Genomic DNA, 14,491 nt, shown 5'->3' on the forward strand with positions numbered 1-14,491 from the left:
CGGCACGGGTTCTGCCACTTCGGCCGGAATCACCGATCCGACCAACACCACAGGCGGCGTGGCTTCCGGTTTCCCGGTCGGGGTCGGGGTGCGTGAGGACGGCACCCCGGTCGACCTCACCGGGCAGCGGCCTTCGGCGCGGGCGTGGATCTATGAACGCTTCGCCACCCTGATCTCTCGGATCAGCATGGACCAGGCCGGCACCGGATCCCCCTACGCTCTCGTGGTGACCGCGACCGCTGAGGACCTCGCTCATCGGACTGGGGAGGGCACGACCGGGGTCGAGACCCCGATCCCGATCCACGAACTCGTAACCAACGGGCTCAACGGGGACGTGTTCTTCCACCTCATGAGTGAGACCGCGCACACGATGCAGGTGATGACGGAGAAACGGTTCGCGAACAAGAAACAGGTCGCGGTCATCACCGCCCGTGACAAGGGGTGTACGTTCCCCGGGTGTGATGCGCCCCCGGGGTGGTGTGAGGCCAATCATGTGGTGCCCTGGGCCAGGGGTGGGAAGACGACGATCAACAATCTGGCTCTGGCCTGCAGTGCCCACCATCACCTGTTGGATCGCTGCGACTGGGAGATGCTCATGCTTCTGGATGGGCGTCCGGCGTGGAGACCACCGGCGTCGGTGGATCCTGCCCGACGACCACTGTTGCATCCGCGGTTCCTGGCCGAGGAGATCATCGCGTCCCTCTTCGACGACCACCCTGACGAATCCGGGCCCAGCATGGAGAACTCCGACGGTCTCGCGGCGGAGTCCGTGGATGAGCGCAACAGGTCTGACGGGGACGAGGCCCGCGGTAATGACTGGCCGGACGCGGCTGGGTGAGAGGGCACAGCCCTGCCTGCAGTCGATTCTGGGCACAGCCCGGTCCCCAGGGGAGTGCCGGTCAGTGTCGAACTATTTCTTCGCTGCTTTCGCTGCGGCCTTGGCCTGCTTCTTGAACGCCCGGACCTCCTGGAGGGTGTCCTCGTCGACAACATCAGCGATCGAGCGGCGACTGCCCTCGGTGCCGTAGTCACCAGCGGCCTCACGCCACCCCGACGCCTGCAGACCGAACTGCTTGCCGAGGAGAGCGAGGAAGATCTTCGCCTTCTGCTCCCCGAATCCCGGGAGCTTCTTCAGCCGCTTGAGCACCTCGGCACCCGTCGGATCCCCGCTCGTCCAGATCGCTGAGGTATCGCCGTCGTAATCGTCGACGATCGCCTCGGCGAGCTTCTGCACTCGCGCCGCCATCGACTTTGGGAACCGATGCACAGCCGGCTTCTCGGCGAACTTCTCGAGGAACTCATCCGGGTTCACCTCAGCGATCTCATGCACATCGAGCTTGCCGAGTCGGTCGGCGAGCTTCGCCGGACCTGCGAAGGCGACCTCCATCGGCACCTGCTGGTCAAGGAGCATTCCGGTGAGCAGGGCGAAGGGGTCATCGGCGAGGAGTTCGTCGGACTTCTGATCACCTGAGAGAAAGACGGTAGCCATCTCCCCATACTCGCATGTCCGGTGGCGACCTGCCATCGTCCGATTCGCAACGTGTGCAGCCGGCGGCCGTGACTGCGGGTCTGGCAGATCGCGATTCGATCAGCCTCGACTTTCCCTGGGAAGGCAACCTCGACTTTCCCTGCGAAGAGGACCCTGCCACTTCCGGCCGAAGAGGCATAAGGTGGACTCGCAACCGACGCGAGAGAGGGCGGCGTGACATGAGTGAAGCGGTCGAGTACTTCGAAAGCAAACAGAACGACAACCGTGTCAGCACAGGGGTCTACAGGCTCAGGCTCGAGGTGCGAGAGGACGAGGACTTCGCTCAGAAGGGCATGGTCGAGATGACTGAGGACGGCACAGAGCTCATGCCGCGAGAAATCGTCGTCCACTATGAGACTCGCGAGGATGCCGATAATGCCTACAGCCGGATCGCCGAGGTGCTCGGCGACGACGAGACCATCCACGTGGAGAAGCGCAACGGCACCGGGCAGTTCACTGAGTGGATCCAGCTCGAGCCCAAAGACTTCTATGTCGACCCCGGTTCGGACAGTTGACGCGAGACGCGTTGATGATCTGCCCGTGTTCGGGAATGCCCCCAGGAGCCAGCTTCGAAGACTGCTGCCGGCCCGCCCTTGACGGTCAAGTGTGGCCCACCACCGCCGAGGCGCTCATGCGTTCGCGCTTCACCGCCTTCAGCCTGAAGAATGCCGACCACCTGTTCCGCACGTGGCACCCTCGCACGCGACCGACCGATCTCGGAGTCGACGACCTGGTGACATGGACCCGACTCGAGGTTCTCGGCACGACCGCCGGCGGCGAAGACGACGGCACGGGAACGGTCCACTTCCGTGCCCACTATCGAGACAGCCTCGGCGAACACGTGCTCGAGGAGAACTCGTCGTTTGCCCGTCGCGCAGGCCGTTGGCTTTACGTCGGACCCGCCGACGGGTGAACGGCGCTCCAAGCGTCGCGCTCCAAGCTCCGGTGCAGCCGCTATACTCGGACCCAGTGGCGCATCCGACGCCCAGCCGCGGTCTGACACCCCAGCCTGCAGACCATTCGGCGAAGGGGAGCGAATCCTCGGATCGTCCTGTCAGTGGTGAATTCCTGACCGGGCATCGAGCTGGGGCGAAGCTCGGTCGAGCAAGGATCGACCACGATGACCAAGAACAGCGACTTCAAGAGCCTCATCCGCGCCCGCATGGCCGAGACGGGGGAGAACTACACGTCCGCTCGCGCGGCACTGCTCACCGAGAACCTCGTGAGGCAGACGGAAGCGCCGGACCTCGAAGCCCAAGCCGCCCTCGAGCGCTACAAGAACAAGGTCCGCGCGACCTTCGTCAAGGACGGTGCGTTCACCGCCATTCCCACCAAGCGCCGTGCCCTCGTCGTCCTCCTCCTCGACATCCGCGCGAGCCTCGACGCGGACCGGGTCTATACGGAGAAGGAACTCAATGCGCACCTGGGTCGGTTCCACCCGGACTTCGCCCGCCTCCGACGCGAACTCATCGACTACCGGTACCTCGAACGCAACGCCCACACCGGGGAGTACTGGATTGCCGCGGAGCTGCCGGAGAGGCGCGGGTTCATGATCGAGGAGGCAGGAGTACTGGAGGACTCCGTTCGCTGATGCGCGGGCACAGCTGGGGCACCAGTGGGCTCGGATGGCGCGGCTGAACCGCCGTCCTGCGTCCCTGGTGAGGGACGGGTTCCCTCCTGCACTGTCTGAGTCGATCCGGTGAAACGGTGCCGCCGATTCGGATGGCAGTCCGGCCGCTTGGACGCGTATCCTTGGAATCCCGACGGCCCGAATCCCGATGGATCGATCCCCGAGGGACGGAGCCCGTCGGACAGAATCCCGACGGGACGAACCCCGCGGGACCGAACTTCGACGGATCGATCCCCCGCTGGACCGCGAGCCGCTGACCTTAGAAGGAGATCCCATGAGCCAGGCCTACCACGCCGATTCGTCCGACCTCACCGACAAGGAGATCCTCACCTGGGACACCTTCGGACAGTCGGCCAGGGAGCTCGCCCAGACCATCGCCGACTCCGACTACGATCCCGAGATCGTCATCGCGATCGCCCGCGGCGGACTCCTTCCCGCCGGTGCACTGGCCTATGCCCTGGGGCTGAAGCTCTCCGACGCCATCAACGTCGAGTTCTACACCGACGTCGAAGAGACTCTGCCCGACCCGATCCTGCTTGCCCCGATGCTCGACATCGACGCGATCAAAGGCAAGAAGCTCCTCGTCGTCGACGACGTCGCCGACTCGGGTCGCACGCTCGCCCTCGTCCTCGAACTTCTCAAGAAGAACGGCGCCGAGGCCCAGTCCGCGGTCATCTACGCGAAGTCCGCCTCCATCGTCGACCCGGACTTCGTCTGGAAGCGCACCGACCAGTGGATCGTCTTCCCCTGGTCTGCCGAACCCCCGGTTCAGCCCTCGCACTGACCCGCCGAGGATGAGCGCACCCTTCGACATCCCCGCTCCCTGCGGACGGGTACGTGCGACGGTCGACGGCACCGTCGTCCGCGCCCGCGGCATCCGCTATGCGCGGGCCGAACGGTTCGCCCACCCCGTCGACGAACCCGCCGTCGACGTCATCGACGCCACGAGGCCAGGTCCCGCGAGCCCCCAGCACCGGGTCGATCCCAACGCCGACATCAGCTTCGATCAGATCGGCGGACTGAGCACCAGCGAAGACTGCCTGCGGCTGAGTGTGACGATGCCGATCGACACGCCGCTGACCGGAGACGGTCCAAGACTGCCCGTGCTCGTATGGATCCACGGCGGGGCGTACGTCACCGGGGCAGGCGACGCCGAGATCTACGACCCGCACACCCTCGTCGACGAACAGCACATCATCGTCGTCTCCGTCACCTACCGCCTCGGCGTGCTCGGCTACCTGGGCCAGGGCAGACCCGAGCACTCCAATCTCGGACTGCTCGACCAGATCTCCGCGCTTCGGTGGGTGCAGCGCAACATCGCCGCCTTCGGAGGCGACCCAGACAACGTCACCCTCGCCGGTCAGAGTGCCGGTGCCGACGCGTGCGCCCATCTCATGATCGCCGAGGCGACCGACGGCCTGTTCTCGCGCGTGATCATGGCCTCCGCCCCCTTGGGGCTCTCCGGCGGCACCGACTCGATGAACTGGGCCATGGCGAAGGTCGCAGCCCGCATCCCCGACGGCGCGACCGTCTCCGAGATCCTCGCCGCTCAGGACGAGGTGCACAAGGCCGCTCTCGTCGGAGGACTCCACGCCGGCATGTGCTTCGGCGTCCACTACGGCGACTACCCCCTGCCGTCCCGCTCCGAGGCGGCAGCGGCATGGGCGCGGGAGGCGCCGAAGTACGACGTGCTCATGACCCGCACCGAACGCGAGATCGCATTCTTCGCCGGCTTCGTTCCCGCCTTCCACCGCCTCCACGACCGCAGGCTCACCTCGCCGATGCTCGAATCCCTCATCTCGGGCATCACCTCGGCGGTCTACACCCGAGCGGCCAAGGAATTCTACGACCGCCACCGGATGGCCGGCGGTCAGGGTGCCCGCCTTCTCATCGTCTCCCGCGGCGACGGCAGCTTCTTCGACGCCGCCCACTCCGGAGACCTGCCGCTGCTCTTCCCCGGTCCGGTCTGGGACTCGAGCTTCCTCAACTACGGTGTCGCCGCCGAGGTGGCCGGCCCTGAGCTGCGGAGGATCTGGGGCCGTTTCGCGACCTCGGGATCCCTTCCGAGGATCGCGGTTCCAGGACTCATCGACATCCTCGGGTGAATGACAGACGCACAAGTTGAGGTCCCCGGACGATGAGGGATCGTTTGTCGACATCCTCGGGGGAGTGGCAGCGTCAGGACGACACAGCTGAAGTGTTGAGCCGAACAGAAGAGAGCGCGTGATCGTGGCGACTTCACTCTGAGCGCCGTGTACTCTGAGGTGTCGCACGTGGAAAGACGGCTTGCCCGACCACAGACGCTGAGCTGATCGTCTCGCGAAAGGGTGCCCTTCTCACTCAGTCGCAGTTGGGCGGACACCGGCATTGAATGCGGGCATGAGACAACCGGTCCCCGGGGACCGTACCCAACGCCGCACCCAACGCCGAACCCAACACTTTCCCAACGCCGAACCCATCCATTCGGCCAGGGTCGAAACGTCCGCAGATTCCTAGACTCGAACCGTTGCTTCATGCTGTTCGAGGAGATCGTTGAGAAACCCGCAGAAGAACCGGCTCACCCGGGCCGGGATCACCATCGCCGCCGTCCTGATCACCGTATTCTCCATCGTCCCCGCAGCACAGGCGACATCCCCCTCCGAGGCCCCCATCCCCGCTGAGGCCCCCACCTCGGCACAGAACCTCGCCCAGGCAGAGCCGCCTGCGACCGGCGATGTCCCGTCGAACAAGGACAGCGCGCCGACCGACGGCGAGACCCCGGCGAAGGACGATGCTCCGGCGAAGAGCGAGACTCCCGCGAAGAGCGACGCGTCAGAGGGGAAGGACTCTCCGGAGAGCGGCAGACGCGCCACATCCCCGAAGTCCGTCGCGCCTCAATCGGTTCCCAGCGCCTCCGGCGACAACGCCGTCATCACCGTCAAGGTCGGCGGTGACCGGACCAGCGAGACCACCGTCAACGGACTCCAGGGCGTGAAGCTGCGCCTCTACTCTGACCGCTCAGGAAGCATCGGCAGCCCGCTCAGCGAGACCTGGGCGTCATGCACCTCCGACCGCGACGGCGACTGCTCGTTCACCGTTCCCCAGACCAACCGGAAATGGGTCTGCTCGCTCCTCGTCTTCTGTGGGTGGGAGAACCAGGCCAACCGCGACAAGCGATTCTGGGTCGTCCAGGAATCCGCTCCCGAAGGGTGGAGCGCCAACGACCGCCTCATCGTCGGCACCTCATCGAACCACTCGAGCGAACGCTACGCCTTCCGCACCGGAACAGAGCTGCGCAATGGACAGACATACCGCTCGGGTGACCAGTTCATGAACACCGGCCGCCGCAACATCACGACGAATTCGACGGGCACCTGGCAGAACACCCGCCGCAACCCCGCCCTGCAGGTCTCATGCTCGGCCGGCCTCCGTGTCGCCCTCGTCCTCGACCTCTCAGGTTCCGTGTCGAACTCCGGCGCCCTGGGCACCCTCAAGGACGCGTCGAAGGGTATGGTCGACGCGCTCAAGGGCACGAGCTCGTCGATGGCCCTCTACACCTTCTCCAATGACTCGCCGCGCAGCAACACCGACGACGGCCGCAACTGGCCGTCGATGTCGATCGACCCAGGCAGCAACGCCGAGACGATCAAGTCCCGCATCGACGCCTACGCCACAGGCGGCGGCACGAACTGGGACAGCGCGATGTGGGAGGTCGCCAACACCGCAGACCCCTACGACCTCGTCGTGGTCGTCACCGACGGCATGCCGACCTACTCGATCAACAACACGAGCAACGCCGACTCCAACGGCTCGACCACCAGTTTCGACGAGATCGAATCAGCAGTCTTCTCCGCCAACGCCGTCAAGGCCAAGGGCAGCCGTGTCATGGCCGTCGGCGTCGGTGAGGGAGTCTCGAGCGGCGGAGCCAACCTCGCAGCGATCTCCGGCGGCACGAAGTACACCACCGGCGAGTCGATCAACGACGCCGACTACTTCCAAGCCGGGTGGGAGGAGCTCGCCGACCTCATGGCGAGCATGGCCAAGGGAGCGACGTGCCGTGCCGACATCGAGATCGATAAGAAGACCCTCGCCTACGGAGCCGCAAGCCCGAGCCCCGGCGGTGCGGGATGGACCTTCTCAGCCACCGCCTCGGCGCCGGGAACCCTCGCCCCGGCCCGGCAGCAGACGACCGGGGACACGTCGACGGTCGACTACCAGGTGAAGTTCTCCACCCCGAAGCCCGCAAGCGCCTCGAAGGTGACCATCGAGGAGCTCCTCAGCGACAAGCAGACCGCTGAGGGGTGGAAGCTCGACGGCGCCGAATGCCGCATCAACGGGAAGAAGATCTCCGTGACCGCGGACAGCATCGGCTTCGACGTCACCGCCGGCGACACGGTCAAATGCACAGTGACGAACAAGCAGACGCTCGTACCCGGCATCTCGATCGAGAAGAAGGCGTGGGACACCCCGACCGCAGCGGGACTCGACGGGGCGAAGGAGATCCCCGCCGGTGACTCGGTCCCAGACGGCACGACCGTGACCTGGACCTACCTCGTGACGAACACAGGCAAGACCCCCCTCGACGGCATCACCGTCGTCGACGACAGACTTCCCACTTCCTCGGTGAAGTGCCCGAAGACCCGCCTGAATCCAGGCGAATCCATGACCTGCTCCGCCTCTGGCGCAGTGAAGTAGAACCGATACACGACAACAGGAGAGAATCGTGAAGAAGCAGACCCTCGGAATCGTCGCCGGAGCAGCTGGAGCAGCCCTGCTCCTCGGCGGCGGAACCTTCGCCCTCTGGACCGACAGCGCCGAGGCCGACGGCGGCCAGATCACCGCAGGTAACCTCGACGTCGCCGTCACCGGCTCCGCTTGGCAGGACATCTCGGCCGACCGCCCCGACAACCCGCACGACATCGACCTCAAGACCTTCAAGATCATCCCGGGCGACACCGTCCAGGGCACGTACGGCGTCGACGTCGGACTCGAAGGCGACAACATGGTCGCGAAGCTCAAGCTCGCCGGCGGCGGCCAGCTCGAAGGCGCTCTCGCCGAGGGTCTGAGCCTCAAGTACAGCGTTCAGGACGCCGCGGGCAAGGAGATCGCGACCGGTGACAACGCCGGTGTCGAGGTCTCCCTCGTCTCGTCCGACAACACCGCTCCCGGGGGCACCCAGGTGGCAGCGGGCACGGTCGTCGACGGCACCGCCGACTTCAACGTCGTCGTCACCGCCGAATTCGCCAAGGACACCCCGAACCGCGAGCTCGTCCAGCAGCAGGCTGCTCTGGCCGGCTCGAACATCCAGCTCCAGCAGGACCGCTGAGCAGACTGAACACCGCCGAGGCGGCTGAGACACGAGGTTGATGAGAATGGCGCGGCACTCCCGGACTTCAGGATTCGCACGCGGACTGCGGTCCGGGGTGTTCGCCATCCTCCTCCTCGGTCTCCTCGGCCTCGTCGTCGCCGTGGGCGTCGTGCCCAAGGTGATGAACGGTGCGGCCCTGACCGTGCTCACCGGGTCGATGGAGCCGACGTACGAACCCGGCGACATCGTCGTCTCGGTGCCGCAGGAGCAGTACCGCATCGGCGATCCGGTGACCTTCCAACCCCGGTCAGGCGACCCGATGCTCATCACCCACCGAATCGTCGCCGTCACCGACACCGACGAGGGCCGGACCTTCGTCACCCGCGGGGACGCCAACGGCAGCGACGACGCCCCCATCGTCGAAGCCCAGGTGATGGGCAAGGTCCTCTACTCGATCCCCAAACTCGGCTACGTCCAGCAGGCCGTCGGGGGCAACACGGGACTGCTGGTGGCCGGCATCGGCGTTCTTCTCATCGCCTACGCCGCTTTTGCGTTCGTCTCCGCGGCCGTGGACCGGCGCCGGAAGACGACGGCTTCCCAGGCATCCGCGGCAGGCGATGATGCGGCGCCCGCGATGAGCAGCGCTGCCGTGGGATCCGCGGGCAGCAGCGCTGAGACACACAGTACCGAGGCATCCGAGACGGAGGCGAGATCATGACGACGAGGACCAGCTGGCGCCTGCCGCTCCTGGCCACCGCAGTCCTCATCGCGGGCACGGCCGCCGGCGGCGGCACCATGGCCCTGTGGAAGACCGCAGGCAACACGGCGCCGGCAGCGATCATCGCCGGCGACCTCGACGTCACTGCGGGGGAGACCACGTGGACGGAGACGTCGAGCGATGTCGCGAACTCCGGCCGGACGATCGACCCGGAGACCTTTCTCGTCCGCCAAGGCGACACCGTGGAGATGACCCAGGACTTCACCACGCGCATCGAAGGCGACAACATGTCCGCCCGGATCGCCGTCGACTGGGCCGAACCCGCTGAGCTGCCCGAGGGTGTCACCGCGGACTACACAGTTCTCGACTCGACGGGCACCCGCCTCGGCGAGCCCACCCCCGTCGGCTCGGATCTCGTCCTCGACGAGAACCGTCTGGTGACCGGCAACGACGGACGCACCGATGACTTCTCCGTGGCCGTCACCCTCGACTTCGCCGATATGAGCGACCGCGTCGGGGCCGAGAGTCCCGTCCAGGTGGCCGACCTCGGCCGCTTCACCTTCACCCTCGACCAGGTGCGGGAGCCGGGAGTGCGCCCGTGAAGTCGAACATCTCACTCAAGAACACCCTCATCCTCAGTCTCGCGGCAGTGCTCGGCATCCTCCTCGGCATCGGCGGCGGCACACTCGCCCTGTGGAGCGACAACGCCTCCGGGACCGGTGAGATCTCCAGCGGCTACGAGTACTTCGCCGCGGGTCGAGTCGATGACACGCAGGCGGCAAAGGACAAGAAGGCCTCCGTCAGCCTCGGCGCCGCCGAAGCCGAGACGCTGCTCAAGGACGGCGAGGTCGCTGTTGCGCTGCAGACGGACTCGCTCAGCCAGGGCAACAAGGGCCTGCGGTACGAACTCACCCCACCGGATTGGTCCGGAGGCATCTTCGGTGCCTCCGATGTCAGCGTCTTCCGGGTGAGAGCACCGAGCGAGTGCACGGTCGCGAACACCCCGACCACAGCGCAGGACCTCCGGTCGACCCCGGTGAGCGCTGAGTACTCCGAGACCACCGATCCGACGATCGAGTACTGGTGCGTGAGCGCGAAGCTGAAGAACAACGGCGAGGTCGGCCAGTACGAGAACACTGCGACCGTCACCGCAGAGGATCCCGCCGGGACGAAGGTCGAGGCAAAGGACTCGTGGAACGCGAAGATTCGCCTCGGGCTCGACCCGAAGCAGGAGCCGAACCGGGACATCGTCTTCAAGTACGAGACCTTCCGTCCGGGAGGTGTCGGCCGGTGAGACTCGTCCGCACCCTTCTCGTCGCCCTCCTCGCCGTCCTGATCCCCGGGGCTCCGGCCCTCGCGGCAGACAGCAGCAGAGCCATCCAGATGTCCTGGGACGGCAGTGCCTACAGCGACACGACGACCGAGAGCTTCGTCGGGTTCCCCGTCACCGTCCCCGGTGACTCCACGTCGCGCACTCTCACGGTCCGCAACGACGGCCCTACCGGCGGCACTCTGCGGGTGAGCATCGTCAACGTCGACCTCCTCGAGACTCCGATCGCCGATGAGTTCTACGACGACCTCCGCATCACCTGGAACCGGGGCTCCTCCTCGATCAGGGAGCTCGATTCCGCCGGTACGACGCAGGTCATGGAGATCCCGCTGGCCAAGGGTGCGACGACTCCGGTGACCATCGGCTACGACTTCCCGGTCGAGGCGACATCGGGCAACAGGTCGAATGTGGGTCTCCGGCAGGGAAGCTTCGATGTGCTCCTCGAACTCGGCGGTGATGACGCCGAGGCGGACGACAGCCCCGACTCGAACGCCGGGTCGAACGCGGTGGATGATTCGAGCACGGACTCGAGTGCGACGGCTGATTCGGACGCGACTGCGGAGTCGGATGCGACGGCGGGCTCTGACTCGACAGCCGATGCTGCCTCCTCCGACGCGTCAGCGGATACCGACGGCGCATCCGGTTCGAGCTCTGCCGCCGCAGGAGCGAGCGCTGACGTCGATGCCGAAGCGAACGGAGAGTCGTTCGCGAACGGCTCTGCCGTGGTCGGTGACGGCGGGGGCAACCTGCCGCGCACCGGTGGTGCGATGTGGTGGCTCGCCGTCGTCGGTGCGATCCTCGCCGGCGTCGGTGCGGCACTCGTGCGCACCGTCCGCCGTCGCGACTGAAACACCTGCCGCGACTGCGGCACCCGTGCGCACCGTCCGCCGTCGCGACTGAGGCACCCGGCCGCGACTGAGGCACCCGGCCGCGACTGAGGCATCCGTAGCGACTCAGGCACCCGTCGCGACCACGTCACCCGGTCCAGCCTCCCGCATACCGCCTGCCCCGCGCGGCGCCTGGTCAGTCCCCGACGGCGATGCCCGATTCGTGGAACACGGCGGCGACCTGGCTGCGTCTGCTCAGCTCGAGTTTCCGGAGCACGTTCGAGACGTGATAGCGGACCGTGGCAGGGGCGACGAAGAGCTCGGCGGCGATCTCCTGATTGCTCCGCCCCTGTGCGAGGAGACGACTGATCTCCCGCTCGCGCGCGGTGAGCGAGGAGAGGAGATCCCGCTCCGCCTGCGACACCGAGCCGAGGACGTCGCGGATGCTCGGCAGATAGGCCGCCGCGCCGATCCGCCGCACCGTCGCCAGGGATCGCTCGAGCATCGTCCGCGCCCGCGCCCGCTGGCCCTCGGCGATGAGGAACGTTCCGTAGTCACGGAGGGTGAGCGCGTGGGGGAGTGGGAAACGGTCGTCCCCGACCGCCTCGTCGAAGAGTCGGGCCACTTCCTCCGCGCCGATCCGATCGGGGGAGAGGCCCGCCCGCTCGACACGTGCCCGCGCCTCCTCGCTCCCGGCCCCGGCGGTGCCGAGGAACCCGGAGAGCAACCTGGCTTGCGCCCATTCGAGTGATCCCCAGTACGGCTGCCACCCCCGGCCCCGCTTGTCGATGAGGGTGCCGATGAGCTCGGCAGCCTCGCCGAGGCGTTCGAGGTCGATGAGCGCATGAGTCCGATAGTTGAGGAACCCCCGCTGGGTGCCGACGAGCGAGCGCACCCTGTGCGGGGCCGAGGCGTCGATGACGCCCTGCGGATCGCCGGCGGCCCGCGCCCGCTCGCACTCGGCGTTGACGATCATGTCAGCGGCGTACGGCTGCCAAGCCAGACTCGTCTGCCGGTCCGTCTGCGCGTCGAGGTCGATGAAGTCGGGCACCCCGCGGACCGCGTTCACCCACGCCTGCAGTCCGCTCAGCGGCAGCCTCGTCTCGACGTCGATCGTGCTTCCGCTCGACTCCGTGGCGAGTTCGACGAGCTCGGCCGCCTCATCGAGCGATCCGAGCAGCGAGGTCGTGTGCGCGTGGATCAGCCGGACCGTGCCCTCTCCCCATGTGCGTCCCACCTGCTCGAGGAGGTCGACGGCGGTCGCCGCCAGCGAACGGGACCGGTTGATCTCACCGATCATCATCGCCACGATCGCGAGCGGCGTGAGCGCATCCACCTTGTGCGGCGACGGCGGGAGGGCGAGGACCTGCGGCACAAGGTCATCGAGCATGCCGGAGACGGTGACGGCATCGGAGACGACGACGGACTGGAGCATCGTCAGGGTGTCCAGGAGCACGAGGACCGGTCCGGGGGCGACCATCCACGCGAGAGCGGGATCGCTCACCTCCTCCGGTGTCTCCGGTCCGCGGGCGATGATCGCCTTGGCCTCGGCGACGACAGCCGGCAGGTGGTCGTAGTCCTGACTGCGGATGACCTCGACGACGGAGAGGAAGCCGGCATAGGCCTGCAGGGTGCGCACATCGGCATCCGTGTGCTCGAGCGCGAGGAACTTCGCCAACCGCGCCCGGGGGAACTCCTGGTCCTTGCGGTAGGCCATGATCGTGAGCATGATGCACTCCCTCACCGGTGTCTCCGGCAGGGCTTCGAACTCGGGGGCGAGGTCGAAGAGCGAGTACACGGTCTTGTTCTCCATATTGATGAGGCCGAGCCGGATGAGGAGCGCATCCCGGTCGCTGCCGGTCGCCAAGTCGAGGCTGCGCCGGAGCACATCGTTGATCGTCGCATAGCTGCGTCTGACCACGGCGTCGTCGATGAACTCCCGGACCGCCTCGGCGAGTTCCGGACTCCATTCGGCGGCCCCGCTGAGCGAATACCACATCCTCCGGAACCCCTGCGCGCTCGGTGCCAGGGCCCGGTAGTGTCCCGCGCCGTTGATTCGTTGTAGAAGTCGTCCGATGGAGGTGAGAATCTCGTCGGCGGTCTTGGTCCAGATGAAGGGTTTCGGGTTCTCGTTCCATGCTTTGATCCAGCCGCGGAGGTCTTTCTCCAGTGCTTGCACGCTGCGGTGATCTGAGCGTTGGAGGAGTTCGCGGGTGACTTCGGCGAAGAGCCGCTCGACTTGATTGATCCACGATGAGTACGTCGGCGTGAAGTGCATGTGGAACCGGGGGTGCTTTTCGACCCACGCTGTCACGGCCGGGTGCTTGTGTGTGCCGTAGTTGTCGCAGACAACATGCACATCCAGATGCTCGGGCACGTTCTGATCGATTTTCTGCAGAAACTTCTTGAACTCCACCGCACGGTGTCGGCGATGGGTGGACGCGATCACCGTGCCGTCAGCGACATTCATCGCCGCGAACAGGCTCGTCGTGCCGTGTCGGAAGTAGTCGTGCGTGCGCTTTTCGGGCATGCCCGGCATCATCGGGAACGCGGGCTGTGACCGCGACAGCGCCTGCACTTGAGATTTTTCATCCACCGAAAGAACGACGGCGGATTCGGGCGGGTCGAGGTAGAGGCCGACGATGTCGTAGACCTTCTCCACGAACAGCGGGTCGTTAGAGAGCTTGAATCCGTCCGCCTGGTGAGGTCTCAAACCGAACGCCTTCCATACCCGTCCGATCGTGGACTTCGACAGTCCGGTGCGCTCGGCCATCTTCGCCCGCGACCAATGCGTCGCGTTCGCGGGCGTCGACTCCAGCGTCGCGACCACGACATCCTCGACCTGCTCCGCAGTGATCGTCGCCGGGCGCCCCGGGCGAGGATCATCAACGAGACCGTCCAGACGGGCCTCCACGAACCGAGAGCGCCACTTCGTCACCGTGGGATCCGAGCAACCCACCAACGCGGCCACGTCCTTGTTCGACATGCCATCCCCACACGCCAACACGATCCGCGAGCGCAACGCGAGCGCCTGAGACGACTTACGACGCCGAGTCCAGCGCTCAAGCTGCTCCCGCTCCTCATCCGTCAGGATCAGTTCGGCCTTGGGTCGTCCAGTTCGCGCCATACTCCAATCCTACAACTTACAGACCGAATTTAAGGCGCAGGACA

Annotated in this window: 14 protein-coding genes and 1 pseudogene; 12 read left to right on the top strand and 3 right to left on the bottom strand. The window is 66.3% G+C overall.

The annotated features are described in order from the left end of the window. On the top strand, positions 1-838 hold an 838-nt coding region (locus EZE58_RS14445), incomplete at its 5' end, for an HNH endonuclease signature motif containing protein (RefSeq protein WP_167560796.1). A gap of 72 nt (positions 839-910) precedes the next feature. Here the strand turns inward: EZE58_RS14445 and EZE58_RS14450 are convergent. Next, the gene (locus tag EZE58_RS14450) at positions 911-1,489 is read right to left on the bottom strand and encodes an HhH-GPD-type base excision DNA repair protein (protein WP_167560798.1); all 579 of its coding nucleotides are present in this window, start codon (positions 1,487-1,489) and stop codon (positions 911-913) included. Positions 1,490-1,503: 14 nt separating this feature from the next. Here EZE58_RS14450 and EZE58_RS14455 point away from each other — a divergent pair, with 14 nt between their 5' ends. The 11 genes from EZE58_RS14455 (at position 1,504) to EZE58_RS14505 (ending at position 11,341) form a co-directional block, all read left to right on the top strand. Continuing rightward, positions 1,504-2,043 carry a hypothetical protein gene (locus EZE58_RS14455; protein WP_167560800.1) on the top strand — a complete coding sequence of 180 codons (540 nt, stop codon included), beginning with the start codon at positions 1,504-1,506 and terminating at the stop codon, positions 2,041-2,043. An 89-nt stretch (positions 2,044-2,132) separates the two neighbouring features. After that, positions 2,133-2,441: a YchJ family metal-binding protein gene (locus EZE58_RS14460; protein ID WP_308443562.1), complete on the top strand. Its 309-nt coding sequence runs from the start codon at positions 2,133-2,135 to the stop codon at positions 2,439-2,441. 207 nt (positions 2,442-2,648) lie between these two features. Continuing rightward, positions 2,649-3,119, top strand: coding sequence for a DUF2087 domain-containing protein (locus EZE58_RS14465; RefSeq protein WP_095375778.1), 471 nt, complete (start codon positions 2,649-2,651; stop codon positions 3,117-3,119). 313 nt (positions 3,120-3,432) lie between these two features. Further along, entirely contained in the window at positions 3,433-3,942 is a 510-nt protein-coding gene (locus tag EZE58_RS14470; protein ID WP_167560804.1) for a phosphoribosyltransferase, read from the top strand. Positions 3,943-3,952: 10 nt separating this feature from the next. Next, complete coding sequence (locus EZE58_RS14475) at positions 3,953-5,263, top strand: carboxylesterase family protein (protein WP_063250964.1); 1,311 nt, start codon at positions 3,953-3,955, stop codon at positions 5,261-5,263. Positions 5,264-5,690: 427 nt separating this feature from the next. Then, a complete protein-coding gene (locus tag EZE58_RS14480; RefSeq protein ID WP_167560805.1) occupies positions 5,691-7,832 on the top strand; it encodes a vWA domain-containing protein in 2,142 nt (713 codons plus the stop codon). A 28-nt stretch (positions 7,833-7,860) separates the two neighbouring features. Next, on the top strand, positions 7,861-8,463 hold the full coding sequence (locus tag EZE58_RS14485; protein ID WP_167560807.1) for an alternate-type signal peptide domain-containing protein: 603 nt from the start codon (positions 7,861-7,863) through the stop codon (positions 8,461-8,463). Between the two features lie 46 nt (positions 8,464-8,509). After that, the gene (locus tag EZE58_RS14490; protein ID WP_167560809.1) at positions 8,510-9,163 is read left to right on the top strand and encodes a signal peptidase I; all 654 of its coding nucleotides are present in this window, start codon (positions 8,510-8,512) and stop codon (positions 9,161-9,163) included. Continuing rightward, positions 9,160-9,765, top strand: a complete 606-nt coding sequence (locus tag EZE58_RS14495) for an alternate-type signal peptide domain-containing protein (protein ID WP_131248473.1) — start codon at positions 9,160-9,162, stop codon at positions 9,763-9,765. Before EZE58_RS14490 ends, EZE58_RS14495 begins: the two co-directional genes overlap by 4 nt. Next, on the top strand, positions 9,762-10,457 hold the full coding sequence (locus EZE58_RS14500) for a SipW-dependent-type signal peptide-containing protein (protein WP_009375121.1): 696 nt from the start codon (positions 9,762-9,764) through the stop codon (positions 10,455-10,457). The genes EZE58_RS14495 and EZE58_RS14500 overlap by 4 nt, the downstream gene beginning before the upstream one ends. After that, positions 10,454-11,341, top strand: a complete 888-nt coding sequence (locus tag EZE58_RS14505; RefSeq protein WP_167560811.1) for an LPXTG cell wall anchor domain-containing protein — start codon at positions 10,454-10,456, stop codon at positions 11,339-11,341. The genes EZE58_RS14500 and EZE58_RS14505 overlap by 4 nt, the downstream gene beginning before the upstream one ends. A 175-nt stretch (positions 11,342-11,516) precedes the next feature. Here EZE58_RS14505 and EZE58_RS17750 read toward each other — a convergent pair whose 3' ends face one another. Then, the gene (locus EZE58_RS17750) at positions 11,517-13,319 is read right to left on the bottom strand and encodes a response regulator transcription factor (protein WP_346773191.1); all 1,803 of its coding nucleotides are present in this window, start codon (positions 13,317-13,319) and stop codon (positions 11,517-11,519) included. A gap of 39 nt (positions 13,320-13,358) precedes the next feature. Beyond that, positions 13,359-14,447: pseudogene (locus EZE58_RS14515) on the bottom strand (IS630 family transposase); the annotation flags it as partial. Between the last annotated feature and the right edge of the window lie 44 nt (positions 14,448-14,491).

Source organism: Brevibacterium sp. LS14 (assembly GCF_012027885.1).
GTDB lineage: Bacteria > Actinomycetota > Actinomycetes > Actinomycetales > Brevibacteriaceae > Brevibacterium > Brevibacterium casei.

Bases quoted from the DNA above. Each gene is read 5' to 3' on its own strand.
- EZE58_RS14450 (WP_167560798.1), bottom strand. From the start codon at position 1,489: ATGGCTACCGTCTTTCTCTCAGGTGATCAGAAGTCCGACGAACTCCTC.
- EZE58_RS14455 (WP_167560800.1), top strand. From the start codon at position 1,504: ATGTCCGGTGGCGACCTGCCATCGTCCGATTCGCAACGTGTGCAGCCG.
- EZE58_RS14465 (WP_095375778.1), top strand. From the start codon at position 2,649: ATGACCAAGAACAGCGACTTCAAGAGCCTCATCCGCGCCCGCATGGCC.
- EZE58_RS14470 (WP_167560804.1), top strand. From the start codon at position 3,433: ATGAGCCAGGCCTACCACGCCGATTCGTCCGACCTCACCGACAAGGAG.
- EZE58_RS14475 (WP_063250964.1), top strand. From the start codon at position 3,953: ATGAGCGCACCCTTCGACATCCCCGCTCCCTGCGGACGGGTACGTGCG.
- EZE58_RS14490 (WP_167560809.1), top strand. From the start codon at position 8,510: ATGGCGCGGCACTCCCGGACTTCAGGATTCGCACGCGGACTGCGGTCC.
- EZE58_RS14495 (WP_131248473.1), top strand. From the start codon at position 9,160: ATGACGACGAGGACCAGCTGGCGCCTGCCGCTCCTGGCCACCGCAGTC.
- EZE58_RS17750 (WP_346773191.1), bottom strand. From the start codon at position 13,319: ATGTGGTATTCGCTCAGCGGGGCCGCCGAATGGAGTCCGGAACTCGCC.